This window comes from Robertkochia sediminum, from assembly GCF_016786255.1.
GTDB classification, from domain to species: Bacteria; Bacteroidota; Bacteroidia; order Flavobacteriales; family Flavobacteriaceae; genus Robertkochia; species Robertkochia sediminum.
The window spans coordinates 337,138-361,828 of the sequence record NZ_JADMKT010000078.1 but is presented as its reverse complement, the minus strand read 5'-3'; the positions used below and the strand labels follow the sequence as shown (position 1 = coordinate 361,828).

24 protein-coding genes are annotated in these 24,691 nt (G+C 44.8%); 11 read left to right on the top strand and 13 right to left on the bottom strand.

What is annotated here, in order from left to right; genetic code table 11:
• The first annotated feature begins 53 nt into the window (after nucleotides 1-53).
• The 6 genes from IS446_RS12950 (at nucleotide 54) to IS446_RS15450 (ending at nucleotide 5,802) form a co-directional block, all read left to right on the top strand.
• Entirely contained in the window at nucleotides 54-2,531 is a 2,478-nt protein-coding gene (locus IS446_RS12950; protein WP_203061169.1) for a TonB-dependent receptor, read from the top strand.
• A 95-nt stretch (nucleotides 2,532-2,626) separates the two neighbouring features.
• Nucleotides 2,627-3,613 (top strand): 3-oxoacyl-ACP synthase III family protein, encoded by a 987-nt coding sequence (locus IS446_RS12945; RefSeq protein WP_203061168.1) that lies wholly within the window; start codon nucleotides 2,627-2,629, stop codon nucleotides 3,611-3,613.
• A 14-nt stretch (nucleotides 3,614-3,627) separates the two neighbouring features.
• Nucleotides 3,628-5,133, top strand: a complete 1,506-nt coding sequence (gene menE / locus IS446_RS12940; protein WP_203061167.1) for an o-succinylbenzoate--CoA ligase — start codon at nucleotides 3,628-3,630, stop codon at nucleotides 5,131-5,133.
• A gap of 136 nt (nucleotides 5,134-5,269) precedes the next feature.
• The gene (locus IS446_RS12935) at nucleotides 5,270-5,533 is read left to right on the top strand and encodes a glycerate kinase (RefSeq protein ID WP_203061166.1); all 264 of its coding nucleotides are present in this window, start codon (nucleotides 5,270-5,272) and stop codon (nucleotides 5,531-5,533) included.
• A 7-nt stretch (nucleotides 5,534-5,540) separates the two neighbouring features.
• On the top strand, nucleotides 5,541-5,651 hold the full coding sequence (locus IS446_RS15595) for a glycerate kinase (RefSeq protein WP_203061165.1): 111 nt from the start codon (nucleotides 5,541-5,543) through the stop codon (nucleotides 5,649-5,651).
• The gene (locus IS446_RS15450; RefSeq protein ID WP_235996495.1) at nucleotides 5,623-5,802 is read left to right on the top strand and encodes a hypothetical protein; all 180 of its coding nucleotides are present in this window, start codon (nucleotides 5,623-5,625) and stop codon (nucleotides 5,800-5,802) included. The genes IS446_RS15595 and IS446_RS15450 overlap by 29 nt, the downstream gene beginning before the upstream one ends.
• A gap of 17 nt (nucleotides 5,803-5,819) precedes the next feature.
• Here IS446_RS15450 and IS446_RS12925 read toward each other — a convergent pair whose 3' ends face one another.
• The 9 genes from IS446_RS12925 to IS446_RS12885 form a co-directional block, all read right to left on the bottom strand.
• Nucleotides 5,820-6,050 (bottom strand): DUF6095 family protein, encoded by a 231-nt coding sequence (locus tag IS446_RS12925; RefSeq protein WP_203061164.1) that lies wholly within the window; start codon nucleotides 6,048-6,050, stop codon nucleotides 5,820-5,822.
• A gap of 131 nt (nucleotides 6,051-6,181) precedes the next feature.
• Nucleotides 6,182-6,997, bottom strand: coding sequence for a DUF4249 family protein (locus IS446_RS12920; protein ID WP_203061163.1), 816 nt, complete (start codon nucleotides 6,995-6,997; stop codon nucleotides 6,182-6,184).
• 3 nt (nucleotides 6,998-7,000) lie between these two features.
• Entirely contained in the window at nucleotides 7,001-9,406 is a 2,406-nt protein-coding gene (locus tag IS446_RS12915) for a TonB-dependent receptor (protein ID WP_203061162.1), read from the bottom strand.
• 111 nt (nucleotides 9,407-9,517) lie between these two features.
• Complete coding sequence (locus tag IS446_RS12910; RefSeq protein WP_203061161.1) at nucleotides 9,518-11,740, bottom strand: NADP-dependent isocitrate dehydrogenase; 2,223 nt, start codon at nucleotides 11,738-11,740, stop codon at nucleotides 9,518-9,520.
• 579 nt (nucleotides 11,741-12,319) lie between these two features.
• The gene (rplS, locus tag IS446_RS12905; protein ID WP_203061160.1) at nucleotides 12,320-12,670 is read right to left on the bottom strand and encodes a 50S ribosomal protein L19; all 351 of its coding nucleotides are present in this window, start codon (nucleotides 12,668-12,670) and stop codon (nucleotides 12,320-12,322) included.
• A 117-nt stretch (nucleotides 12,671-12,787) separates the two neighbouring features.
• A complete protein-coding gene (trmD, locus tag IS446_RS12900; protein ID WP_203061159.1) occupies nucleotides 12,788-13,465 on the bottom strand; it encodes a tRNA (guanosine(37)-N1)-methyltransferase TrmD in 678 nt (225 codons plus the stop codon).
• Between the two features lie 122 nt (nucleotides 13,466-13,587).
• Nucleotides 13,588-14,196, bottom strand: coding sequence for a tRNA (guanine-N1)-methyltransferase (locus IS446_RS12895; RefSeq protein WP_203061158.1), 609 nt, complete (start codon nucleotides 14,194-14,196; stop codon nucleotides 13,588-13,590).
• Nucleotides 14,197-14,305: 109 nt separating this feature from the next.
• Nucleotides 14,306-15,754: a glyceraldehyde-3-phosphate dehydrogenase gene (locus IS446_RS12890; protein ID WP_203061157.1), complete on the bottom strand. Its 1,449-nt coding sequence runs from the start codon at nucleotides 15,752-15,754 to the stop codon at nucleotides 14,306-14,308.
• A 141-nt stretch (nucleotides 15,755-15,895) separates the two neighbouring features.
• On the bottom strand, nucleotides 15,896-17,293 hold the full coding sequence (locus IS446_RS12885; RefSeq protein ID WP_203061156.1) for a trypsin-like peptidase domain-containing protein: 1,398 nt from the start codon (nucleotides 17,291-17,293) through the stop codon (nucleotides 15,896-15,898).
• Between the two features lie 135 nt (nucleotides 17,294-17,428).
• On the opposite strand from IS446_RS12885, the gene dapF reads away from it, so the two are divergent.
• The 4 genes from dapF (at nucleotide 17,429) to IS446_RS12865 (ending at nucleotide 20,524) form a co-directional block, all read left to right on the top strand.
• Complete coding sequence (gene dapF / locus IS446_RS12880; protein ID WP_203061155.1) at nucleotides 17,429-18,211, top strand: diaminopimelate epimerase; 783 nt, start codon at nucleotides 17,429-17,431, stop codon at nucleotides 18,209-18,211.
• The gene (locus tag IS446_RS12875) at nucleotides 18,208-18,738 is read left to right on the top strand and encodes a GNAT family N-acetyltransferase (RefSeq protein WP_203061154.1); all 531 of its coding nucleotides are present in this window, start codon (nucleotides 18,208-18,210) and stop codon (nucleotides 18,736-18,738) included. The genes dapF and IS446_RS12875 overlap by 4 nt, the downstream gene beginning before the upstream one ends.
• Nucleotides 18,728-19,771, top strand: a complete 1,044-nt coding sequence (gene mltG / locus IS446_RS12870) for an endolytic transglycosylase MltG (protein WP_203061153.1) — start codon at nucleotides 18,728-18,730, stop codon at nucleotides 19,769-19,771. The genes IS446_RS12875 and mltG overlap by 11 nt, the downstream gene beginning before the upstream one ends.
• A gap of 261 nt (nucleotides 19,772-20,032) precedes the next feature.
• A complete protein-coding gene (locus tag IS446_RS12865) occupies nucleotides 20,033-20,524 on the top strand; it encodes a peptidoglycan-binding protein LysM (protein WP_317192211.1) in 492 nt (163 codons plus the stop codon).
• A gap of 59 nt (nucleotides 20,525-20,583) precedes the next feature.
• On the opposite strand, the gene IS446_RS12860 is transcribed toward IS446_RS12865, so the two are convergent.
• From IS446_RS12860 to dnaA, 3 genes are read right to left on the bottom strand one after another with little or no spacing between them, the layout of a single operon-like run.
• Nucleotides 20,584-21,309, bottom strand: coding sequence for an SAM-dependent methyltransferase (locus tag IS446_RS12860; protein ID WP_203061151.1), 726 nt, complete (start codon nucleotides 21,307-21,309; stop codon nucleotides 20,584-20,586).
• A 42-nt stretch (nucleotides 21,310-21,351) separates the two neighbouring features.
• Nucleotides 21,352-21,810, bottom strand: coding sequence for a low molecular weight protein-tyrosine-phosphatase (locus IS446_RS12855; protein WP_235996494.1), 459 nt, complete (start codon nucleotides 21,808-21,810; stop codon nucleotides 21,352-21,354).
• Entirely contained in the window at nucleotides 21,810-23,237 is a 1,428-nt protein-coding gene (gene dnaA, locus IS446_RS12850; RefSeq protein ID WP_203061150.1) for a chromosomal replication initiator protein DnaA, read from the bottom strand. The genes IS446_RS12855 and dnaA overlap by 1 nt, the downstream gene beginning before the upstream one ends.
• Nucleotides 23,238-23,439: 202 nt before the next feature.
• Here dnaA and IS446_RS12845 point away from each other — a divergent pair, with 202 nt between their 5' ends.
• On the top strand, nucleotides 23,440-23,835 hold the full coding sequence (locus IS446_RS12845; RefSeq protein ID WP_203061149.1) for an acyl-CoA thioesterase: 396 nt from the start codon (nucleotides 23,440-23,442) through the stop codon (nucleotides 23,833-23,835).
• Nucleotides 23,836-24,073: 238 nt separating this feature from the next.
• On the opposite strand, the gene IS446_RS12840 is transcribed toward IS446_RS12845, so the two are convergent.
• On the bottom strand, nucleotides 24,074-24,688 hold the full coding sequence (locus tag IS446_RS12840) for an IMPACT family protein (protein ID WP_203061148.1): 615 nt from the start codon (nucleotides 24,686-24,688) through the stop codon (nucleotides 24,074-24,076).
• Nucleotides 24,689-24,691: the final 3 nt, after the last annotated feature.

The window sequence follows — 24,691 nt, the reverse complement described above, 5'->3', positions numbered from 1 at the left end:
TAGATCAATAACAAAACCAACTAACTTTTTTAAATCACCTAAACTTGAACATTATGAAAATTGTGAATTTCTTTTTGGTGCTCTTCGCTCTGGTCTTTAGTACCGGGGTGTTTGCCCAACAGTACACCATTAAGGGTACGGTAACTGACAATTCTGGAACACCCCTTCCCGGTGCTGCTGTATTTGTGGCCAATCAGGGGGTAGGAACCTCTGCCAATGCAGATGGGGTTTATGAGGTTACTGTTTCTTCCGGAAAAGTGATCCTCGAGGTTACCTATGTAGGATTCTCTAAATCTTCGAGAGAGATCCTGGTAAATGAAGACAAGACAGGAGTAGACTTTAGCCTGAGTCCCGGAGTAGCTCTGGATGAAGTGGTTGTTTATTCCGGTTCCAAAAAAGCAGAAAAACTAACGAACTCACCTTCGACGATCGTTTCTATTAGTCCGCGTGAGATCGAAGAATTCCCTGGAAATCCTGCGGAGTTAGTAGCGCGTAAAAAAGGTGTTGATTATTTCCGCGCCGGTATTGCCGCTCCTGCGTTTAACATTCGCGGATTCAACTCTAACTTTAACTCAAAGAACCTTCAGGTGATCGATAACCGTATTTCATCACTTGTTGCTACAGGCCTCCCTCTTGGTCCGCTATCAACCGTTATCAAGGAAGATACCGAGCAGGCCGAGGTAATTCTCGGACCTAACGCTACCTTGTACGGACCGAATGCACACAATGGTCTCATCAATATCAGAACCAAAGATCCACGCGTTTATCAGGGAGGTACTGTAGTAGGTAATATTGGAGTGAATGGCGATGGAAATGCCTTTAATTCACTTAGAATGCGCTGGGCCGATAAGGTGAGTGAGAAATTTGCCTATAAGGTTACCGGAGAATATACCCGTGCTGAGGAGTTCGAGTATGTAGACTCTGTATATATCGATCGTAAGGATGCTGCCGGACGTCTGCCTTCAGATCCGAACTTTGCCGGACTCGACGGAGTGAAAGAGGGATATAACGAGTTTCAGCTCGATCCTGATGTAGAGTTCATTAAGGCCGGTGCCACTGCGATCTATACACCATCACCGGGTACAGACCTTATCGCTACCTATGAGCATAGTAACAGTACATATCTTTCTCCAACCAACGTTGGTAGAAACCAGATCGTAGACTGGAAGATCAACGTATTCCAACTTCGTTTTAAGACTAAGAACTTCTTTGCCCAAGTATATCATACGACCTCAAAAACCGATGATACCTATAGCATTGATGACAGAACCAAGGCTTATTATGCCGCTATCGATGCAGGTGTTCCTGAAGACATCGCCGGTGGAGAGGCTTCTTTCGCCACAGGAGCGCGTTTTCGCGATGATTCCAATCGCTGGAATGCAGAGGCTCAGTATACCAATAGCGTGTTTAATGACAAACTGGAAGTGGTTGCCGGAGTACAGTGGCAGCTGGATAGAGCAAACAGTTTAGGGTCTTACCTGTTAGATGAGAACGAAGACGATTTTATCGAAGTAGGTCAGATCGGTGGATACGGTCACTTACTTTGGGATATGGGTCTTGGATTTAAGGCGCTTGGAGCCGCAAGGATCGATAATCACGAAGTTTACGGTACGAACTTTATCCCTAAAGCAGGTATTATTAAGGAGTTCGCCAAAGGTACGCTTCGTCTTACTTATGGTCAGGGTATTGCTGCGCCAACGATCCTGAACATGTACGGTAACCTTTTCGGAGGTCTTATTCTTGGTAATGCAGAAGGATTTACCCTTGCAGATGGAACCGTTATTGATCCTCAGACCGTTGAGAAACTTAACACCTATGAGATCGGATACCGCGGAACCATTGGTAAGAAACTTTATATCGATGTGAACGCATTCTACAATAACAACAAGGACTTCTTAAGTCCGGTTACTGCCTTTCTTGCCCCAACGTTCAGAGGAGACACTCCGATCGAAGAAGTACAGGCCATTCCTTACGGACTGGTAGCAACGTACATTAACTTCGGGGAAGTGAATACCTATGGTACAGATCTTAGCGTTACCTATATGATCAACCCTTCTTTAAATGTAACGGCAAACTATTCATTCTTTGATTATTCTTATGACGAAGACAATCCTGAAAATGACTTCAATCGCGATGGCGAGGTAAATAATTTTGATTTCCTCGTGAATGCTCCTAACAACAAGGGAAGTATCGCAGTGAACTATTCGGGTGATCGTTTATACGGAAGTGTATTTACCCGTTGGGTAGAGAAGTACAATTATTTCTCAAGTTTCCAGATCGCTTCTGAAACTATTCCAGGGGAGACCTACAGAGGTACGCCTATCGTAGAGGGAGCTCCGGGTACCGATTCATTCAACTACGGACCATTAGGAGGATTTGCTTCAGTAGACTTCAACCTTGGGTATCGCTTTAGCGAGAAGTTTAGCCTAGGCTTAGCTGTAACCAATTTGTTGAACCAGGACCTGAGAGAATTTACAGCAGCTCCTCCAACACGCGGACTCTACCTTTTGGAAACCAAATTTAACTTTTAGTCCCGTAAACAGAAGATAACAGAATATTTAAGAGCCGGGCAGGGCGATGGGCATGTACCATGCCTGCCCGGTTTTAAAAAAAAGCAAATGTGCGAATGAAAAATGCAAAGATCATCTCTTCAGGGATGTATGTTCCTGATCAGATCATTCCCAATTCTTACTTTAATGAAGTGCTGGGTGAAGATGTAGATACCTGGCTCAGACAAAATGTAGAAATATACAACCGAAGGTGGTGTACAGAGCACGAGTCAACTGCCGATCTGTGTGAAAATGCAGCAAGGCAATGTTTAGACAGGGCAGGAATGTCGGCCGACAGTCTGGACCTGATCATTATCGCGACAGATACCCCTGAATATGTTTCTCCTTCTACAGCGGCCATTTTACAGGATCGCCTGAAGGCTACCAAGGCAGGAACCTTTGACCTGAATTCGGCTTGTGCCGGTTTTGTGACTGCCATGGAAACAGCTTCACATTTTATACGTAGCGGCAGTGTAAAGAACGCACTGGTTATCGGGGCTTATGCCATGAGTAAGTACCTGAATAAGACCGATAAGAAAACCGTTACACTTTTTGCCGATGGGGCCGGAGCTGTATTGCTCACGGCAACAGACGATATGAAAACCGGATTTCAAACCGGAAAATTGCAAACCCGAGGAGAGTATGCCGATTGGATGGGAATCTATTCCGGAGGTACCCAGCAACCGGTTAACTGTAACAGGATCCAGAATAACGACCATCAATTAAAATTCGTAAAGAAATTTCCGCCGGAACTCAACCCTACCATGTGGAGTAACCTTGCGAAAGATCTTGCGAGCGAGATGAATATTGGTATGGAAGAGGTAGATCAGTTCCTGATCACTCAGATCAATATCAATGCTATTCGCGCTACTTTAGATATATTAGGAGTGCCGGAAGATAAGGCGCAAACCGTGATGCACGAATACGGATATACGGGATCGGCCTGTATTCCAATCGCTTTTCATGAAGCCTGGGAAAACGGAAAGATCAAAGAAGGCGACACCCTCTTTTTTATCGGCTCAGGAGGTGGCTTGGCCTTCGCTGCAAATGCCTTTGTTCTCTAATTTAAAATGACACTATGATCAATACCTACGACTGGTTCTCAAAATGGGCCGAATACAGCCCTGAAAAAACAGCTATAAAGATCGGAGAAACCGGAGAGGCCTTTACCTACAGGCAACTCAATGAGGCGGCCAATACGCTTGCTACCTGGTTGAAGGATACCTACACTATTGATCGGGGAGACCGCCTGGGTATCATTTGTGATAACAGCATCTACCAGGTCATGCTCTTCGCAGCAGCCCTTAAAACAGGATTTGTTCTGGTGCCGCTTAATTTCAGGCTTGCGCCGGAGGAGCTGGACTATATGCTGGATGATTCAGGGTGTAAGCTTTTATTTTACAGGGATACCGTGGTCGAAAAAGAGAAATTGCAATTTACCGGAGAACGTATTCCTATTGATGATTTAGCGAAATGTTTTGACCAGCGATCTGCTCCGGTGCAGGAAAAGCTCGATAATGATGATCCCGTGTTCATACTCTACACAAGTGGAACCACAGGCTTTCCAAAAGGTGCTGTGTATACGCATAAGATGATGTTCTGGAATAGTATCAATACCGCCTTGAGTCTTAGCCTTGCTAATAATACAACGACCCTTAATTGTATGCCTCTTTTTCATACCGGAGGATGGAATGTCTTCCTCACCCCGGTATTGCACCACGGTGGTACCCTTTTGCTTTTTAATAAGTTCGATCCTTCTGCCGTGATGGATTGTATCGAAGAAGAACGACTAGATCTGTTCATGGCGGTACCCACCATGCTTAAAATGATGGTAGATCAGGAGGACTTTAATTCGAGGGATCTGTCATCACTAAAGTATCTTATCGTTGGTGGAGAAAGTATGCCTGTACCACTTATAGAAACCTTTCACCGAAAGGGGATACCGGTTAGGCAGGGGTACGGACTTACCGAAGCAGGACCTAACCTGACATCACTTCACCAGGATGATGCTAACCGAAAGGAAGGCTCTATAGGGAAACCCAACTTTTACGTTGACATCCGCGTAGTAGATGACCAGGGGAAAGATGTGCCTCAGGGCGAACGCGGAGAGCTGCTCATTGGCGGCCCGATGGTGAGTCCCGGGTACTGGAATAACCCTGAAGCAACAGAAAAAGCCAGGTTCGGGGCGTGGATGCGAACCGGTGATGTTGCTATTCGCGACAAAGAAGGCTTTATCTATATCGTAGACCGTAAAAAGAATATGTACATAAGCGGTGGGGAAAATGTTTACCCCGTAGAAGTTGAACGGGTCTTACTTACCCATAGCGAAATAAAAGAGGTGGTGGTTATTGGTGTTCCCGATGAGAAATGGGGCGAAAGTGGAGTAGCCTTTGTCGTGAGCGACAAAGCCCTAAGTACTGAAGAGGTGCGGTCTTACTGTAGCGATAAACTTGCTAAATTTAAGATCCCCGCTAAAGTGGTGCACTGCCAAACGCTGCCTAAGAACGATACCGGAAAACTTAACCGGAAAGCGTTAAAAGAATCCTATCTCAATGATCATAAGGCATGTCATGAATTTTCCTGAGCTGTTCATAGATATGTAAATGTTCGGGTAAAAGAGTCTCTTTAGAGGCTCTTTTTTTTTTTTTTTGAGCCGGATCAAAGTGCATACTGGCACGGACGCATCCTTTCAATTTACATTGTCTTTAATCGTATAGTATATGCCAGTGAAAATACTTGTAGCATCAGATAAGTTTAAAGGAGCTCTGACCCAGCAGGATGCTAAAGAGACATTGTGCAAGTCGTTGTCTGAAACGTTCCCTGAGGCGCATATCGATACCTATACGTTGTCTGACGGGGGCGATGGATTTCTGTTGGCTGTTGGTGCTGTAATTCCCGATGCAGAAAGGGTATATGCACGGGTAACCGATCCATTGGGGCGGGAGATCACTGCATATTCTTGCGCCTGGCCGGAAATGGCCTGATCTGGAGGTGTATGCCGTACACGATGTGATTAATGTACTTTATGGCCCTCATGGGGCGGCTCGCGTTTACGGGCCTCAAAACACTCTTAGTGGCATTCTGTGGGGAAAATACACTTGACAAAGAAAGAGCTGTGGTTATCGGGATCAGCGAGGTGGTGGTAATTAATGATATGGAACGATCTTTAAGATGGAATCTTGACCATGCTCAGCAAAAATTGTATCACATGGCCGGTAACTACTTTCAGGATCATCATTTATGTGATGAATAGCACGCTTACCGGCAGGGTTACTCTTTTTTACCAAACAAGGATCTCATAATAAGTCTAAGGCTGAAAAATCCCATACCTATGGCTGCAATACACAGTATGATCCCAACAATAAGTACAGGCCAGTAAAACGGGTGGGTTTGGTTCTTAAATGCCTGGTAGATCACCACGGGAGCTGTAAACATGAGGAGTACCGTATAGGCAAAATACTTAAAGCTCTTGAACATGAGTTCTCTGTTAGTCTTTTTCATTTGGACGGGTTTCGCCGTTAAAGGTACTAAAAACCCACCTTATTGGATGTATTGCGCTACAATGTTCTTAATGATGATGAACTCATTAAGTCTTTTTAAAATGAGTTAGAAGGCCTTTCAAACGCGTTGTGTTATTCGATCAATAAGGTTTGGGAGTAGGCTTCGGCAATGGCGAAATATCCCAGGGCAAAGTTCCTGTTGTGGTCGTTGGGCCCGATAATATTTCCGCGCGCTGCAGAAACCGGAGTTTGAAAGGGGGTAAATCCCTGGGCACCGCTCAATTCAAGAATTTGATTCATATAATTCGTGAATCGCTGGTCTGCTCCAAGTATAGAGACCTCCAGTACATCTCCGGGTGAAGCTTTACCGTGAAAAAAGGAGAATTCAATGAATTGTCCCTGGTAAAAGGTGTCTTCTGAGGTAAAGAATTCCCCCTGATCATAATCCAGCAGATAGTAGTTGACTTGGTCGGCAGGATCGTTGTAGCCAATGATGATCTCGATACTCTCTTCGTCGAACAACGAACTGTCTCCCTGTTCCAGCACTATAATAGGGGTAGAGGGAACGAACTCACTGGTAGCCGTATATAGTTCACCCTTATATAAGATCTGTAGTTCCATGACTCCTGAAGTTAATACTTCGGTAGAAATGTCTGCGGTGTATGTGCCGGTGTTGTCCGGTTGAAGGTCCAATGCATACTGCGTTCCTGTTTCCAGGTCTTCGAGGGTTACCGAGGCATCGTTTACAGGCGGATTGTCTGCGAAAAAATTACTGGAGAGCAGTAAGCCCACGGTCACGGTATTGATGGGTTCCTGTGAATTGACCCTGATCAACGCATTGACCACCAACCGCGGTTCCGGATCTTCCAAAGGGATATCTACCACATCTTCACATGAAGAGAACAGTAAGAATAACGTGCTGAGGGTCGTATATAGAAATCTTTTCATGATCTAGAAGTTGAAATTATAGGTTACTGAAGGAACGATACCAAAGATGGCTGTACGCACGGCTTCATTAACTCCGCTATCGCTGTTGCGGCGAAAATTGATCGAAGCGGCGTTCCTTCGGTTGTAGGCATTATAGACGCTAAATACCCATTCGCCCTGCCATTTTCTGTTTCTGTTCTTTTCGGGAGTGAGGGTCACTGCCAGATCCAGTCTGTGATAATCGGGCAGCCGTGCTTCATTGCGCAACCCGTAATACGGAACACTGATACCTTCAAACTCAAATTGACCTGTAGGGTAGTTCGTAGGCTGGCCCGTCTGGTAAATAAAGTTGGCATTGAATTTCCATTTCGAATTCAACTTATAACTGGTGTATAATGAAATATCATGGGTTTTGTCCCATGGGGTGTTGTACCAGGCTCCGTTATTGATGCCCGGTTCATCTACCGATTGACCGTCGAATTCTACAGGGCCTCTTCCCGGGGTTCGCTGTTCCGAGCGGCTTAGGGTATAGGCCAGCCATCCCTGAAGGTTACCGGTGTTCTTTCGCAGCAGTAATTCGGCTCCGTAAGCCCTGGCCTCCCCGTTGAGGATAATACATTCTATATATTCTTTGGCGATCAGGTCGGCCCCGTCAATATAATCGATCCGATTTTGAATCTTTTTATAGAAAACCTCGGCCTCAAGACTATAGCCTTTCTCTGAAAATTCTCTGAAATACCCCGCAGCGATCTGATCTGCGATCTGGGGTTCAATGAATGGCCCGCTCGGCGTCCATACATCCAAAGGAGTAGGAGAGCTGGTATTTGAAAGTAGGTGCAGGTATTGAGTGACCCGCATATAACTGGCTTTGATCGCATTTTGATCATTCCAGTAATAGGTAAGAGATACTCGTGGTTCGAGATTGGCAAAGGTGGCCAGACTCTTTCCCCTTCCGGGGTTAATGATCTCGATAGGTTCGGCCTCCTCGTAAATACCAAGTTCAGGGTTGAACTTTACGGCGTGATCGTTTTCATAAATGGCCAGGTCATCCTGTCCCAAACGAGTAAAGTGACTGAAACGGATACCGTATTGCACGCTTAGTTGTTCTGTGATCCTTTGCTCTATGTCGGCATATAAGGCAAACTCATTTGCGTACTTTCTGGTGAGCTGATCTTCGGTGATCCCGGAATCCTCGCGGTTCGGAGAGATCCTTCCCGGGTTAAAGGTATAATAGATGTTGTTGGTTCCAAAGTTTACCTGTATGTCGTTGTTCAGGTAATACTTCAGGTCATACTTGAAGTTCAGGTTCTGTATTCCCGAATCCCACTCGAATCCGACAAAATCGAGCTCCAGTCCGTAATCGTAGTCTGAATAGATCATGGAGAGGTTAGAGAATAGTTTTTCTGAGAAAATGTGATTCCACCTGAAATTGAATACCGCATTGCCATAATAATTGACGAAGCTTTCGGAGATACGGAACTTATCACGACCAAAGTATCCTGAAAAATAGATGTTGTTATTCTGGTTGAGTTTAAAGCTGAATTTGGTATTCAGGTCGTAAAAGCTCGCCGAATTGTCAATGTCAAGGAGAGGAAGGAAAAGTTGGGCGTAAGAGCTTCTTCCTCCAAAAAGAAAGGATGAACGCTCCTTATTAATAGGGCCTTCGACCAGAAGTCTTGAGGCTACTGCTCCTATACCTCCGGTAACCTTGATATCGTTCTTATTTCCTTCTTTCTGGTAGATATCTAATACCGAGGATACCCTTCCGCCATATCGCGCGGGAATACCACCTTTAAACAACTTGAGATCTTTAATAGCGTCGGGGTTAAATACAGAGAAGAAGCCAAAAAGGTGAGAAGAATTAAAGATGATCGCCTCATCGAGAAGAATAAGATTCTGATCGGCAGCACCACCTCGTACATTAAAGCCGGAGGCTCCTTCACCGCCGTTGGAAACACCGGGCAGGAGTACGAGAGACCGCAGCACATCGGGCTCTCCAAGCACTACAGGGATGTTCTTTATGGTGGTGGAACGCAGTGAATTCACGCTCATCTGAGGTCGTTTGATATCTATGCGCTCACTGTTTTCGGTAACCACCACCTCTTCAAGAAGTTGGGCGTCTTCTTCCAGTAAAAAGTCAAGTCGCAGATTTTCTTTAAGGTCGATCTTCCTGGTGATGGTCTTATAACCCAGCGCAGAGACCACCAGTTCATACCGGCCTTCGGGTAAGGTAAGGGAATAGAACCCATATTCGTTGGTGGCTGTACCTAGTCGGGTTCCTACGGCAAAGATGCTGGCTCCGATCACAGATTCCTTGGTGCTTAGTTCGTTGATCTCCCCACTGATGGTATGCATGGTTTGCGCCCTGGCAACAGAGAGCATACTGAGCAGTAGTATTGAAATGCAGACAAGCCGGCATTTATTTTGCATAACTTTTTAGCGATAAAGTTAAACAGAATTAACGACTTTTTGTACTAAATGGTAAAGAAAAAGGCCCGTTATAGACAACGGGCCTTTGATCTTTCTACGTGTATTTTACTTCTAATTTAGTCGCGACAAGATCTCATTAAAAGTGGCACTTGGTCGCATGGCTTTTCCGGCCTTATCTTCAGAAGGAAGGTAGTATCCGCCAATATCGATCGTATTCCCTTGGGTCTTGTTGATCTCCTCAACGATCACCGCTTCTTTTGCGGTAAGGGCTTCTGCAATGGGTTTAAACTCTGCTTGTAACTCGGTATTTGCCGATTGACCGGCTAGTTCCTGGGCCCAATACAAGCACATATAGAAATGACTTCCACGGGTATCAAGCTGCCCTACCTTGCGCTTAGGAGATCTATCCTCGTCAAGGAATCGCTCAGTAGCCTTATCTAAAGCCTCTGCCAATACCAGGGCCTTAGGGTTATTGTTCTTGTTACCGAAATGTTCTAATGAAACGGCCAGGGCCAGGAATTCTCCAAGAGAATCCCATCTCAGGTGGCCTTCTTCCACGAATTGCTGTACGTGTTTTGGAGCAGAACCTCCTGCACCGGTTTCGAAGAGTCCGCCACCATTCATTAAAGGAACGATAGAGAGCATCTTCGCACTGGTTCCCACCTCGAGGATAGGGAAGAGGTCGGTAAGGTAATCTCTTAACACGTTACCGGTAACAGAGATGGTGTCTTTACCTTCTTTAATACGCTTTAGGGTAAACAGGGTAGCCTCCTTAGGAGACATGATATGGATCTCCAGTCCCTCAGTATCGTGATCGTTCAGGTAACGCTCTACTTTTTTGATGAGTTCGGCATCGTGTGCTCTGTCTTTATCGAGCCAGAATACCGCCGGAGTTTCTGTGGCGCGGGCTCTGGTAACGGCAAGTTTTACCCAGTCCTGAACAGGAAGGTCTTTTACCTGGCACATTCTCCAGATGTCACCCGCTTCAACCTTGTGCTCCAGAACTATGTTTCCTGCCTCGTCTTTAACCTGAACCGTACCGTTCTCAGAAATTTCAAAGGTCTTGTCGTGTGAACCGTATTCTTCTGCTTTTTGAGCCATTAGTCCGATGTTCGGAACAGTTCCCATGGTAGTAGGGTCAAATGCTCCATTTTCTTTACAGAAGTCAATGGTAGCCTGGTAAACACCAGAATAGCTGCTGTCGGGAATTACGGCTTTGGTATCCTGAGGATTGCCTTCGGCATTCCACATTTGTCCGGAGTTTCTGATCATGGCAGGCATGGATGCATCGATGATCACGTCGCTGGGAACATGAAGGTTGGTGATTCCCTTGTCTGAATTCACCATGGCAAGGTCCGGACGTACATCCATAAGCTCTTTGAGCTTGTTTTGGATCTCGTTCTTCTTATCTTCCGGAAGGGTGTTAAGCTTATCGGTAAGATCTCCCAATCCGTTGTTTTCGTTTACTCCGATCTCTTTAAAAGTAGTCGCGAATTCTTCAAATAGCTCTTTAAAGAAGATGCGTACAGCATGACCAAAGATGATAGGGTCTGATACCTTCATCATGGTAGCCTTCATGTGCAGTGAGAACAGTACGCCTTGTTCTTTGGCATCGGCGATCTCCCTTTCAAGAAATGCCACCAGCGCCTTTTTGCTCATAACACTGGCATCGATCACTTCGCCCTCGAGAACACGTAAATGATCTTTTAATACAGTAGCTTCACCGTTAGCTTTTACCAGCTCGATAGAAAGTTCCTGAGTTTTGTAAAGGGTAGCCGATCTTTCATTATGTCTAAAATCACCTTCGCTCATGGTAGCTACATGCGATTTAGAATCGCTGCTCCATGCCCCCATGGAATGTGGATTCTTTTTGGCGTAGTTCTTAACAGCCTTTGGCGCACGACGGTCTGAGTTCCCTTCGCGAAGCACAGGATTTACGGCACTACCTTTAACACTGTCAAATCGGGACTTAATGTCTTTCTCCTCTTCTGTTTGAGGATTGTGAGGATAATCCGGGATGTTAAATCCTTTAGCCTGAAGCTCTTCAATAGCATCTTCCAGCTGAGGAATGGAGGCACTAATATTCGGAAGTTTAATAATATTCGCTTCCGGAGTTTTGGCCAAAGCACCCAACTGGCTTAATGCGTCAGGGTATGGTGTGTCCAGTTTATCTGGAAAAACAGCTAAAATTCTACCGGCTAGAGAGATGTCGGCAGTTTCTATATCGATTGCAGATGAAGAGGTAAAAGCCTTAACCACAGGCAACCATGAATAAGTGGCCAGGGCCGGGGCCTCATCAGTCTTGGTGTAATAAATTGTTGGTTTATCAGACATGTATCTTACGTACTTTTTTTATTAAACTGCGCTAATATACAATTTTAAACCTGTTTTCTCCATGTATCCTGCGTAGTTGGTACGATGTGCGTAAAAAACAAAAGCCATATCATGACATAATTGAGATGATATGGCTTTCTTTGGAAAGGGTTCAATACTTAAAAACTCTAAATAATTACTTCAACTACATGTATTGATCCGTTTTCCGATGTTGAGTTATTCTTGATACCTGTAAATGATATGTGGAATAGCTCTGATATTACAATTCAGATCTCCTTTTTCCTGATGTTAAATCAGGCTTTTGGCACTGACCTTTCAATTCGATGAAAGATTCAAACTTTCTGAAAACATACTACTCTTTTTGGTTGGCAGCTATAATGTTTTCAGACATAATCGAATTGCAATTTCTTTAATGTATTTAAGAACGTTTTAGTCTTTTAAAGATACGACATAAGTCGCTGAAAAGCAATAGTTTGTGTAGTGTATTTATCAACAGGGTTGGGTGTTCCGGAGCTTTGAGTTATGAACAAAAAAAATCCCGCACGAGGCGGGATTTCTGTATGCTTAAAAGGTAAGGAATTAAGAACGAGCCTCTTTGATTCTCGCTTTCTTCCCGGTAAGTCCTCTAAAGTAGAAGATACGTGCTCTACGCACTTTACCTCTTTTGTTGATCTCGATCTTTTGAAGTGCAGGCATGTTAACAGGGAAAATTCTTTCTACCCCAACAGTACCAGACATCTTTCTGATAGTAAAGGTTTCTGAAGCACCGGTACCTCTTCTTTGAATAACTACTCCTCTAAAGAACTGGGTACGGGTCTTTTCACCCTCTTTAATCTCGTAATACACAGTAATAGTGTCTCCTGCAGAGAATTCAGGAAATTCTTTTCTTTCTACAAATTCGTCCTGAACAAATTTAATTAAAGCTTCCATTATGCTAAATTTAGGATTATATCATACCAACATTCACGATTATCGCCAGAGGTTGATCTGAAATTGGATGCAAAATTAGTTATTTAATTCTAATATACAATCTTAGCCCAAAAAAAATTACTCTTCTAAAAGGTCGGGTCTTCTTTCCTGAGTGCGTTTTAGGGCTTGTTCTTCACGCCATGCTTCGATCCGTGCAAAATTTCCGCTAAGTAATACTTCGGGAACCTCCAAGCCTTTATAATTGGCCGGCCTTGTATATACGGGGGGAGCCAATAAATTATCCTGGAAAGAATCGGTAAGGGCAGAGGTCTCGTCATTCAGCACTCCCGGAATTAAACGGATCACTGCGTCGCAAAGTACAGCAGCGCCCAATTCGCCTCCCGATAACACATAGTCGCCTATGGAGATCTCGCGGGTAACGAATTTATCTCGTACCCTTTGGTCTACCCCTTTATAGTGTCCGCAAAGTATGATCATATTCTCTTGTAACGACAAGGTGTTGGCGATGCCCTGGTTGAGGGTGGTACCGTCTGGCGTCATATAGATCACTTCATCATAGGTGCGCTCTGCCTGTAATGCGCTTATGCACTTATCGATGGGTTCGATCATCATAACCATTCCGGCCCCGCCTCCAAATTGGTAGTCGTCTACCGTTTTGTAATTGTTGGTGGCGTAATCCCGTAAATTGTGAAAGTGTACCTCTACCAGTCCTTTATCAATGGCACGTCGCAAGATCGAAGCCTCGAACGGACTCTTCATGAGTTCGGGTAGTACGGTAATGATATCAATGCGCATGTGTTTCGAAGATTTTTGCAAAGATGCGAAATATTCACCTTTTGAACGAGGAGGTGCTACAAATAAAAAGCTTCCCTCAAGGGGAAGCTTTTCTATGATTTTAGCATATGTTCTCGTTGAGATTACTTCTGCATTTTCTGCTTGTTGATCTCGTCTTGTAACTGTCTTCTGGCTTTTTGCTCTCTTTCAAGTGCTTTTCTGCGGTGCTCTTCATATTCCATTTCAAGCTCTGCAAGCGATTTCTTGGCCTGCTGGGTTACAGCATTGGCGTTCTTGAACCTGTAAATAAAGAACAACAGTACCAGGGTGAGTACACCAACGATACCCCACATGATCGATTTGTAAACCGGCTTGGCGATCCATGCACCAAAGAAAGAGATACTGTCCTTCTCCTCGGTTACATTGGTCAATTGCTCATTGGTACCTGCCAATTCCTCTTTTAGTCCGTCGATCTCTGCCTTTTGGGTAGAAGTAAGCTCGATGCTTGAACTTAATTCTTTCTCCAGTCTGGCTATGGAGTCAAGGGTGTTCTTTTTCAAGGTATTCAGCCAGGCCGTTTTAACCACCTTGTAATTACGGTAGTTGTTAGCCTCGGTCATTATGTATTCAAATTGTTGATCGATACTGCCGTCATTCAAAGAAGGTTCTTCCTTTTCCTGGGCCCATACCGAAAAACTTACAACCAAGGTTAGAGCAAAGGCGGTCAACAAGTTCTTTTTGGTCTTCATCATGTCCTGAAAAATTAATATTTGGGATGCAAATTTATGTTATTTACTTGGTAACGAACATACCTTTTGCATATTGTTTTTACCCAAAAAAAAAATTTCAACGATTTGAATACTAGTAATATGTGAATCTTCTTACTTTCGCGATGTATTTTGCGAGTCGGATCACCTGTTGACTGTATCCATATTCATTGTCATACCATATGTATAACACAATGTTTTCACCGTCTTCAGACACCAAAGTGGCCTTACTGTCGTAGATCGATGGGGCAGAGGTACCCACGATATCAGAAGAAACCAATTCATTGTTCAAGGAATACTTGATCTGCTCTACCAGCTCTCCCTGCAGGGCATATCGCTTTACGATATTGTTGATCTCTTCTTTGTCGGTGGCTTTCTTCACCTGTAAATTGAGTACGGCCAGTGATCCGTTAGGAACGGGAACGCGAATGGCGTTCGAGGTGAGTTTCCCCTCAAGGGCAGGCAGGGCTTTTGAAACGGCCTTTCCGGCTCCGGTTTCTGTGATCACCATGTTGAGGGCAGCAGCGCGACCGCGTCGGTATTTGCTGTGCATATTATCAACAAGGTTCTGGTCGTTGGTGTAAGCGTGAATGGTCTCAAGGTGTCCTTTTTCAATACCCAGGGTATCTTCGACAACTTTGAGAATTGGTGTAATGGCGTTGGTGGTACAGGAAGCCGCAGAGAATATATTTAATTCGTCTGCATCGTATTCACGGTGGTTAACTCCGTGAACAATATTAGGAACACCCTTACCCGGTGCGGTAAGGAGCACTTTTTCTGTTCCCTTGGCTTTAAGGTGTCGGCTTAGCGCCTCCTGGTCGCGGAAGGCTCCGGTGTTATCGATCACTAAGGCATCTTTGATCCCGTAGTTGGTGTAATCGATGCTTTCGGGATCATTAGCGCTAATAATATATACGGTGGTGTCGTTAATAATAAGCGCCTGCTTTTCTTCATTGATCCCGACAGTTCCTGGAAATTCTCCATGCACAGAGTCATTTTGAAGCAAAGAAGCTCTTTTCTCAAGGACCTCGCGGGTTACCGCTCCACGGGTTACAATGGCTCTCAGTCGCAACTGTGTTCCGCTTCCGGTCTTGAGCATAAGTTCGCGGGCAAGAAGTCTCCCGATACGGCCGAATCCATAGAGTACTACATCTTTGGGAGCGATATCATCACAATTTCTGGCATCCCTTAGTTTGTGGTGAACAAACTCGCTGGCGTCTTCTTTGTGATTGTCTTCCAGGTGATACTCATAGGTAAGTTTCCCGATATCGATCTTAGCGGCAGGAAGGTTCATGTCTCTGATAGCGTAAGCGATCTCTACAGTATCAAAGATGGAGATGGGCTTTTCTACGAACTCAGCAGCGTATTTGTGCAGATTCATCACCTCGCTAATGCTCTTGTCGATGAGTTGATTCCTGAAGAGTACAAGCTCTATGGAATTCTCATACCAAAGGTCGCTAACGACTTTGATGAATTCTACGGCAGCCTTTCGGCGGTCGGCCTGGTAAGCTAGCTCTTTGTCGTAGGTAGTAGTTAACCTCATAATGTTAGTGTTGTTTAAAGCGTATAAGATTTTGCGGCAAAAGTAGATATTTCAAACGTTTTCGTAAAATTAAATTCCCAAAAAAAAGAGCCTTATTTAAAGGCTCTTTCTATATGTGGTTTTTCGATGTACTTATAAGGATCAATTTCTAAATATGAGTCGCTCTTTCTCCCCGTCCTCGTCCATGATCACGATGCTTAAGCCTCGGTATTGTTCGAGGTTAGACAGGGCTTTTTTAAGATCGTCTATACTGCCGATCTCCATATCGTTAATGCCAACAAGAAGTTTGCCTTCAAATCGCTCTTCCCGAATGTATTCTCCGGCATCAATGATCTTGACACCCTTTTTACGTCCAAAGGTCTTTTTGTCATTGTTACTAAGCTCTTTCACCTTCAGGTCTAAAAAGTCGATCTGGTAGGTGTTTTCTTTTAAGAGGGTTACCGGTACCGTAACCTCTTTATTGTCTCTTAAGATCATTAGCGATACCTTATCGTCAGGACGCTTACTTCTGAGGTATCCCGAAAGGTCGGCGAATTTGGTGATCTTGATACCATCGATCGATTTGATGATGTCTCCGCTTTTCAGTCCTGCGCGATCGGCTCCGGAATCTTCAATGATCTCTGCGATATAGATCCCTTCGGTTTCATCGATACCGAATTGTTCTGTATTGATGTTCTTCAGGTCGCTACCCATGATCCCGATGTTCCCGATCTGAACATTCCCGTATTCCATGATGTCTTCCACGACCTTTCTGGCAATATTACTGGGCACGGCAAAAGAATAACCAACGTAAGAACCCGTTTGCGAGGAGATGGCGGTATTAATACCTACCAGTTCACCTCTGGTGTTTACCAGGGCGCCCCCGCTATTACCGGGGTTTACGGCTGCATCGGTCTGTATGAACGATTGGAACCTGCGATCCCTGTCGTTCAGATCGCGTCCCTTCGCACTGATAATTCCGGCGGTTACGGTAGAGGTGAGGTTAAACGGATTACCCACGGCAAGTACCCACTCGCCAAGGCGTATCTGGTTGGAATCTCCAAAAGGGAGGTAGGGTAACTCTTTATCGGAGTCTATTTTAAGAAGGGCAATATCCGTTTCGGGATCGGCCCCTATTAACTCGGCTTCAAATGAACGGTTGTCGTTCAGGGTGATCTCCAATTTAGAAGCATTGGCGATCACGTGATTGTTGGTTACGATATAACCATCGGGAGAAATGATCACACCCGAACCGGTTCCCACCTGGGCTCTTGGTGTTCCTCCATGACCGTAATAGAACTCCAGAAGGCTGGATGGCCCACGGCTCAGGGTTACGTTCTTAACGTGAACTACGGCATTTACGGTTTTTTCGGCAGCTGTAGTGAAATTAACCTCGTCTTCGCCCAAGGGGATCGAAGGTAGGGATGTTGCTACAAAAGGGGAGTTTTCTTCCCTGTCGTTTACGACTACTGGTTGAGGCTCAAAGAACACTTTGTAGGCTCCTAAGGTAATGGCCCCACTCAATAACGCTAACAAGAGTAAACTAGAAATTTTCTTCATGGTACAATTGTTTGATTGTGTTCGACTAACCAATAAAATTAATTGAATATTGTATTTGGGTGACGCATTTAACCCATTTTTAACAATGGAATTCCGCACGACATTATTGTATATTTGCAGCCTAACCTCACCGTCATGAAACTGCATTTTTATAAATATCAGGGTACAGGAAACGATTTTGTCATGATCGATAACCGTGCCTTGTTCTTTCCGAAAAATGACACGGCGTTGGTCAGGCATCTTTGCGACAGGAAATTTGGTATTGGAGCAGACGGATTGATCCTTCTGGAGCATGATGAGACCACCGATTTCCGTATGGTCTATTACAATGCCGATGGAAATCAAAGCACCATGTGTGGTAACGGGGGACGTTGCCTCGTGGCATTTGCCCATCATTTGGGTATTGTCGGGAAAGAGGCCCGGTTTATGGCTGTAGATGGATTACACCTGGCTTCCATTAGTGGAGAAGAGGTAAGTCTCGAAATGACCGATGTGCGAACAGTGGAGAATTTTGAAGGCTATAGTTTTTTAGATACGGGGTCACCGCATCACGTGCAACTTTGTGAGCAGCTGGAGCAACTTGATGTGCATAAAGAGGGGGCAAGGCTCCGCTATGGTAAATACGGAGCAAAAGGCAGTAATATCAATTTTGTCGAAAAACTGGGCGACGCTCATTATGCGGTAAGAACCTACGAACGCGGGGTAGAGGGTGAAACCCTTTCCTGTGGAACGGGTGTTACTGCGGTGGCGCTTGCCATGTACGACCGTGGTGAAACCGATAGATCTACGGTGAAGTTGCGAACCGAAGGAGGGGAGCTAAAGGTCTCCTTTATCAGAAATGAGGAGGGGTATCACAAGATAACGCTGCAGGGCCCTGCGGTTAACGTGTTCGAGGGCACCATAAATATAGATTCATGATCAGTTTAAAAGGATCCCATTGTTACCTCAGGGCTCTGGAGCCCGAAGACCTGCAATTTCTCTACACCCTGGAGAACGATACTGCAGTTTGGGAGGTGAGTGAGACCCTGGCACCATATTCCAGGTTCGTGCTTAAAGAATATCTTGCCAATAGTCATAAAGATATTTACGAGGTAAAACAGTTGCGATTGGCCATTTGCGATATGAGTCATCATGTGGTCGGATTTATCGATCTTTTCGACTTTAACCCAAGGCATAAGAGGGCAGGGGTAGGTATCGTTATCCTGAATAGGGACGATCGCAATAAAGGGCTCGGCAGAGAGTCGCTTAAACTGTTGATGGATTATGCTTTTGGTGTTTTGGATATGCATCAGCTCTACGCAAATATCAACCAGGATAATAAACCAAGTATTCATCTTTTCACCAGCCTGGGGTTTGTGCAATCAGGAATTAAAAAAGACTGGGTATTGCGCGACGGGGAGTTTAAAGATGAATTGATGTTTCAAAAATTAAGAGATGTACATTAAAAAGATTTTATTGGCCATAGCCCTTCTGGGGGTATTGGCAGGAGGTGTGTTCGTGTATATGGTTTACGATGCTATTTTCGCTCCGAACACGGCTTTTGATAATAAAGAGGCCTATGTCTATGTGGCTTCTGATGATACGTTTAAAGATGTTCTCCAGCAGATCTCACCCCTTTTGAAAGATCCTGAGAGTTTTGCCGATATAGCCGGTAAAAAAGGCTATGTGTCTAATATCAAACCTGGGCGTTTTCTCATAAAGAAGGGGATGAACAATAATGATATCGTTAACTCGATTCGCAGTCGCAACCTGCCCTTAGATATCTCCTTCAACAACCAGGAACGTCTGGAAGATCTCGCGGGACGTATAGCGGTGCAAATTGAAGCCGACAGCCTGGAGCTTATTCAGGCGTTTCGGGATGCAGCATTTTTAAAGGAAAATGGTTTTAATGAAGATACCGCCTTGGGTATGTATATACCAAATACCTATGAGTTCTTCTGGAATACCGGTGCTGAATCGTTCAGGGACCGCATGCTAAAAGAGTACAACCGGTTTTGGAATGAAGATCGCCTGGCAAAAGCCGATAAGCTTAATCTAACTCCGGGAGAGGTAACTGCCCTTGCTGCCATAGTTCAAAAAGAAACGGCTAAGGTCGATGAAAGACCAAGAGTGGCCGGAGTGTACCTGAACCGGGTTAGAAAGCGCATGCCTTTACAAGCAGATCCAACGGTGATCTATGCCATGAAAAAGGAATCGGGAAACTTCGACATGGTCGTTAAAAGAGTGCTTTTAAAAGACCTTAAGATCGATTCGCCATACAACACCTATCGCAATGCGGGAATTCCTCCCGGGCCAATTGCCATGCCCGACATTTCTTCTATAGATGCTGTGCTTCAGGCAGAAAGACATAATTACCTCTATTTTGTCGCCGATACGCAGAATTTCGGCTATCACAAATTTGCAAAGACCTTGGCAGAGCACAACAGAAATGCTGCGAAATACAGGCAGTGGATTGATAGTCAGGGAGTTAAGCGCTAGGAAGGGAGTTTCGTACGCTTTATCTATAAGGGCTGGGAGATATTAAATAAAAGCCTATCTTTGTCGACCAAATTTTAAGCAAAAATCCGTCAGGATCAATCGCTTAAGAAAAATGTTCTTATGGAGAAACAGGCATTTAAATTACCTTGTTTAATAGCTGTTTTAATTATTTTACTGAGTTTCGGTTTTACTCAAATAAACAAAGCCGAAGAAGTTCTTTTAGTACATAGTGCAACACAACCCCTTAATTACGAAGTTGCAATGACCCCCGATGAAAATACAGAGGTAGCTCCTCCTTTTCTCGGCAGATCCTTTAACGGATTTAAAGAGGCTCTGGCTCACAGCGAGTCGCGCGGTAATTACTTTGTGGTGAATTCATATGGGTATATGGGAAAGTATCAGTTTGGTGCCTCGGCCATGAAGGCTGTGGGTGTTAAGAATAAAGAAGCTTTTCTACACGACCCCGAAATGCAGGAGCGTGCGTTCGAAGCTATCCTGCAACGTAATAAATGGATCCTCAGAGAGTACATAGACCGATATGCCGGGCAAACCATCGGCGGGGTGAAGATCACCGAATCCGGTATTCTTGCTGCTGCTCACCTGGGTGGGGCGCTTAATGTGAAGCGATTCCTGAGATCTTATGGAGAGCAAGGCTTTGAAGATGCCTTCGGAACATCTATCAGGTATTACATGAAGAAGTTTGCCGGGTATGATGTATCGCACATAAAACCCATGCGTCGGGCAAGGATCTGACCCATGGTAGTGAACATATAAAAAAATAATAGCCCCGGCTTTTCAGGCCGGGGCTTTTTTTATGTGGCGTGGAGAATAAATATAGCCGGTCGTTTATGGAGGTCCGGATGTTCCTTTTTCCAGGCAATGACCGGTAAGGTCTTGATATACGCAGTGGGCAGGGTAAGGTCTGCTGCTACGCAAAGCCTGGTTTCCGGATGCAGCTGTTGAATGAGGTCCTGCAATAATTTGTCGTTGCGGTATGGGGTTTCTATGAATAACTGTGATTGTTGTTGCTCTCTGGATATTCTTTCGTAGCGTTTTAAGGCTTGTTTGCGTTCCCCTTTGTCAATAGGCAGATAGCCATTAAAAGCAAAGCTCTGCCCGTTCATACCGCTTGCCATCATGGCCAGTAATATAGACGAAGGCCCTACCAGTGGTAATACCTCGATCGCATTGCGATGGGCCAGGGCGACAATATCGGCGCCGGGATCTGCAATTCCCGGGCATCCGGCCTCAGAGAGTATGCCCACATCATGGCCTTTTAGACAGGGTGCAATAAAATCGGCATACTCTGATGCCTCTGTTCGTTTGTTGAGTGTGAAAAGTTGAAGAGAAGGCTGTGATTTCTCGGGGGCGATCCTTTTGATGAACCTTCGGGCGGTTTTCTGATTTTCTACAATGAAATAGGTGGTGTTCTCAATAACCGCTTTAACCGTGACAGGAAGAACTTCCAGCGGATCGTTGTCTCCGAGAGTTGAGGGGATCAGGTATAATTTTCCCTTCTGTTGAGATGCAGTGTTCATAAGACCATTTATGGCCCAAGTTACAAAATTATAGGAGTGTTTTTACAGGATCTTTTCAAGGATACGGTCGCAGGCCTGGTCCAGCATTTTAAAGACATTGTCAAACCCCATATCTCCGCCATAGTAAGGATCGGGAACATCCATGCGCTCGCCGGGATAAACTTCGTCAAGGATAAGATGAACCTTTTGTCGCGAGGCCTCGTCAGGGGCCATGGCTACCAGGTGCTGGTAATTGCTTTGGTCCATGGCGTAGATCAGATCAAAAGCGTCAAAGTCGGAGGTTTTGAATTGACGTCCCCGTTGATCGGTGATGTCGATCCCGTATTTTCTGGCCGTCGCAACTGAGCGTTGGTCCGGTAATTCTCCGATATGGTAATTAGAGGTTCCTGCAGAATCAACGAATACTTCGCCAGATGGGGCTTTGTGCTTAAGGATACCTTCTGCCAGGGGAGAGCGGCATATATTGCCAAGGCAAACCATAAGAACGTTGATCTTTGCCATTACTGGGCGAACTTTTTATTCAGGTCTTCGATATACTTTCTGAATTGCTTATCGGTATCGGCGAGGTTGTCAACGGTCTTACAGGCGTGAAGCACGGTGGCGTGGTCCCTTTTTCCGATCTGAGAGCCGATGCTGGCCAAAGATGCTTTGGTGTACTTTTTAGCAAAGAACATGGCGAGCTGTCTGGCCTGAACAATATGGCGTTTTCTGGTCTTCGACTGCAGGGTTTCAACATCCATCTGGAAGTATTCGGAGATCACCTTTTGTATGTAATCGATAGATACCTCTCTTTTGGTGTTCTTTACGAATTTCTCAACCACCTGTTGGGCGAGCTCCAGAGTAACCTCTTTCTTATTGAAAGACGACTGGGCGATCAAAGAGATAATTGCACCCTCGAGTTCTCTTACGTTGGTCTTGATGTTCTGAGCAACGCAATTAATGATCTCGTCGGGCATTTCTACACCGTCGCGGTACAATCTGTTCTTCACGATGGAGATACGTGTTTCAAAGTCCGGGCTCTGTAATTCTGCAGATAAGCCCCACTTGAACCTTGACAGAAGACGTTGCTCAATATCCTGCATGTCTACAGGAGCCTTGTCTGAGGTGAGGATCACCTGCTTCCCATTTTGATGCAGGTGGTTGAAGATGTGGAAAAATACATCCTGTGTCCCTGATTTCCCAGAGAAGAACTGAACGTCGTCGATGATAAGAACATCGATAAGTTGGTAAAAGTGAATAAAGTCGTTACGCGTATTCTTCTTTACCGATTCGATGTATTGCTGAGTGAACTTCTCAGCTGAAATATAGAGTACTGTTTTTTCCGGATACTTGTCTTTGATCTCCACTCCGATAGCGTGGGCGAGGTGTGTTTTCCCTAAACCTACACCACCAAAAATGAGAAGCGGATTAAAGGAGGTTCCTCCCGGTTTGCTGGCTACGGCTAAACCTGCCGAGCGTGCCAGACGGTTGGAGTCGCCTTCCAGGAAATTATCAAAACTGTAGTTCGGATTAAGCTGTGACTCGATCTTGATGTTTCTGATCCCGGGAATCACGAATGGATTCTTGAGTTCGGGATTTTTGTTCTTTACAGGAACATCAAGTTCCTGGGGAGTCATATTTGCGCGATTGGAACTGGGGATACTTTCGGTATACGGCTTTTTGTTTCCGTAAGTGTTTTCCATCTTGATCACATAGACCAATTTGGCGTTTTCTCCCAGTTCTTTGGTAAGGGCAACTTTTAACAGTTTAACGTAGTGTTCTTCCAGCCATTCGTAAAAGAATTTACTCGGTACTTGAATACTTAGGGCATTATCTGTTAATTTTACGGATTTAATGGGTTCAAACCATGTTTTGTAGGCCTGAGGTTGAATATTATCTTTTATGAACGTAAGACAATTCTTCCATACTGATTCCGCAGTTAAGTTCATTACCAGAATTAATTTTGTTTAGTTAGTTAGGAGAGATAGCGTGCCAAAAAATACTCATTAACTACCCCGTTAAGGTCAAACAAATATGTGAACAATTATTTTAAAAAAAAAATGAAAATGGCGTTGATTTTACGATATTTTTTTCTCATATCGTTTAACGTTTTATTCACAGTTACTTAAACTACAAAAATTAACAGGGATAATGAAGAAAACAATGGAAATTAACATTCGTGTTCGCTATGGTGAAACCGATAAGATGGGAGTGGTGTATCACGCGAACTACGCGAATTATCTGGAGGTAGCGCGGGTTGAGTGGCTTCGGAACCTCGGAGTTTCTTATAAATGGATGGAGGATAACGGAGTGATGTTACCGGTTATCTCATTGAATATCAATTACAAAAATCCGGCCCGTTACGACGACCTTTTAACCGTAGTTGTTAACCTTAAAAAAGCACCCGGTGTCAAGATCGAATTTGATTATACGATCCTGGGTGAAAATGGGGTGGTTTTGGTCGAGGCAAATACGGTTTTAGCTTTCGTAAATATGGAGACAGGAAAGCCTATGAAATGCCCCGAATATATCCTTGAAAAATTATAGAAGAAAAATTTACTGACAGTTTCAAGGGTATGAATCGTAGAATAATTACTACACCTGATTTTCGCTAACGTTTGGGGTATGAGTTAACAGCTATGGGGCTTAACCCTTAATATCATCCCATATTAACGATACGTATGTTGCGTTTTTAAGGGTGTTTTTCGTAAGGGGGATATACCGCAGCCACTTTGCACATTTGCCGGTTACGGATCGTAAGACGTGGGGGTTGGCGTAAAAGGTATTAGTCCTGGTCTGCGGGGGTTACCTTTACTTCGTAATAGGGTTCAAAAGCCGGTATCACGAGGTGAGCCTCACTTTTTCGCGTGCTTACGGTGATGCGGCAGTCCATGCCCATTTCCTGGTTTAACAGGTTAAGATTTCTCTCTTTGATCACCCGCATGACGTGGCTCATATCCTTGTACTGGAATTCCAGAAGAAATTCGGTGTCAATGGTTCTTTCTTCAACGGCAGATGCTTCCAGTGCCATTTGTGCCGCTGTTTTGTAGGCCTGTATGAGTCCGCCTACACCCAATTTCGTGCCTCCGAAATAGCGCACAACGATCACCAGGACATTCGTAAGCTCAAAACTTTGTATTTGTCCGTAGATAGGCATTCCTGCCGAATTTGAAGGTTCTCCGTCGTCATTGGCGCGATGCCGCTGTTTTTCGGTGCCCAGTTGCCAGGCATAACACCAGTGCCTTGCGCTGTGGTGTTGCGCTTTTATGGTGTCCAGGCATTCCCTGACCTCATCTTCTGAGGTTACCGGAAAGGCATATCCGAAGAACTTGCTGCCTTTCTCTTTAAACAGGACTTCACTTCCCGGGCTTTCGAGGGTTTTATAGGTGTCGTTGGTCATGGT

Bases quoted from the DNA above. Each gene is read 5' to 3' on its own strand.
- IS446_RS12845 (WP_203061149.1), top strand. From the start codon at position 23,440: ATGAAGAAAACAATGGAAATTAACATTCGTGTTCGCTATGGTGAAACC.
- IS446_RS12865 (WP_317192211.1), top strand. From the start codon at position 20,033: ATGACCCCCGATGAAAATACAGAGGTAGCTCCTCCTTTTCTCGGCAGA.
- IS446_RS12925 (WP_203061164.1), bottom strand. From the start codon at position 6,050: ATGAAAAAGACTAACAGAGAACTCATGTTCAAGAGCTTTAAGTATTTT.
- IS446_RS12875 (WP_203061154.1), top strand. From the start codon at position 18,208: ATGATCAGTTTAAAAGGATCCCATTGTTACCTCAGGGCTCTGGAGCCC.
- IS446_RS12860 (WP_203061151.1), bottom strand. From the start codon at position 21,309: ATGAACACTGCATCTCAACAGAAGGGAAAATTATACCTGATCCCCTCA.
- IS446_RS12915 (WP_203061162.1), bottom strand. From the start codon at position 9,406: ATGCAAAATAAATGCCGGCTTGTCTGCATTTCAATACTACTGCTCAGT.
- IS446_RS12935 (WP_203061166.1), top strand. From the start codon at position 5,270: ATGCCAGTGAAAATACTTGTAGCATCAGATAAGTTTAAAGGAGCTCTG.
- dnaA (WP_203061150.1), bottom strand. From the start codon at position 23,237: ATGAACTTAACTGCGGAATCAGTATGGAAGAATTGTCTTACGTTCATA.
- dapF (WP_203061155.1), top strand. From the start codon at position 17,429: ATGAAACTGCATTTTTATAAATATCAGGGTACAGGAAACGATTTTGTC.
- IS446_RS12945 (WP_203061168.1), top strand. From the start codon at position 2,627: ATGAAAAATGCAAAGATCATCTCTTCAGGGATGTATGTTCCTGATCAG.
- IS446_RS12910 (WP_203061161.1), bottom strand. From the start codon at position 11,740: ATGTCTGATAAACCAACAATTTATTACACCAAGACTGATGAGGCCCCG.
- IS446_RS12920 (WP_203061163.1), bottom strand. From the start codon at position 6,997: ATGAAAAGATTTCTATATACGACCCTCAGCACGTTATTCTTACTGTTC.
- IS446_RS12895 (WP_203061158.1), bottom strand. From the start codon at position 14,196: ATGATGAAGACCAAAAAGAACTTGTTGACCGCCTTTGCTCTAACCTTG.
- IS446_RS12840 (WP_203061148.1), bottom strand. From the start codon at position 24,688: ATGACCAACGACACCTATAAAACCCTCGAAAGCCCGGGAAGTGAAGTC.
- menE (WP_203061167.1), top strand. From the start codon at position 3,628: ATGATCAATACCTACGACTGGTTCTCAAAATGGGCCGAATACAGCCCT.
- rplS (WP_203061160.1), bottom strand. From the start codon at position 12,670: ATGGAAGCTTTAATTAAATTTGTTCAGGACGAATTTGTAGAAAGAAAA.
- mltG (WP_203061153.1), top strand. From the start codon at position 18,728: ATGTACATTAAAAAGATTTTATTGGCCATAGCCCTTCTGGGGGTATTG.
- trmD (WP_203061159.1), bottom strand. From the start codon at position 13,465: ATGCGCATTGATATCATTACCGTACTACCCGAACTCATGAAGAGTCCG.
- IS446_RS12855 (WP_235996494.1), bottom strand. From the start codon at position 21,810: ATGGCAAAGATCAACGTTCTTATGGTTTGCCTTGGCAATATATGCCGC.
- IS446_RS12890 (WP_203061157.1), bottom strand. From the start codon at position 15,754: ATGAGGTTAACTACTACCTACGACAAAGAGCTAGCTTACCAGGCCGAC.
- IS446_RS12950 (WP_203061169.1), top strand. From the start codon at position 54: ATGAAAATTGTGAATTTCTTTTTGGTGCTCTTCGCTCTGGTCTTTAGT.
- IS446_RS12885 (WP_203061156.1), bottom strand. From the start codon at position 17,293: ATGAAGAAAATTTCTAGTTTACTCTTGTTAGCGTTATTGAGTGGGGCC.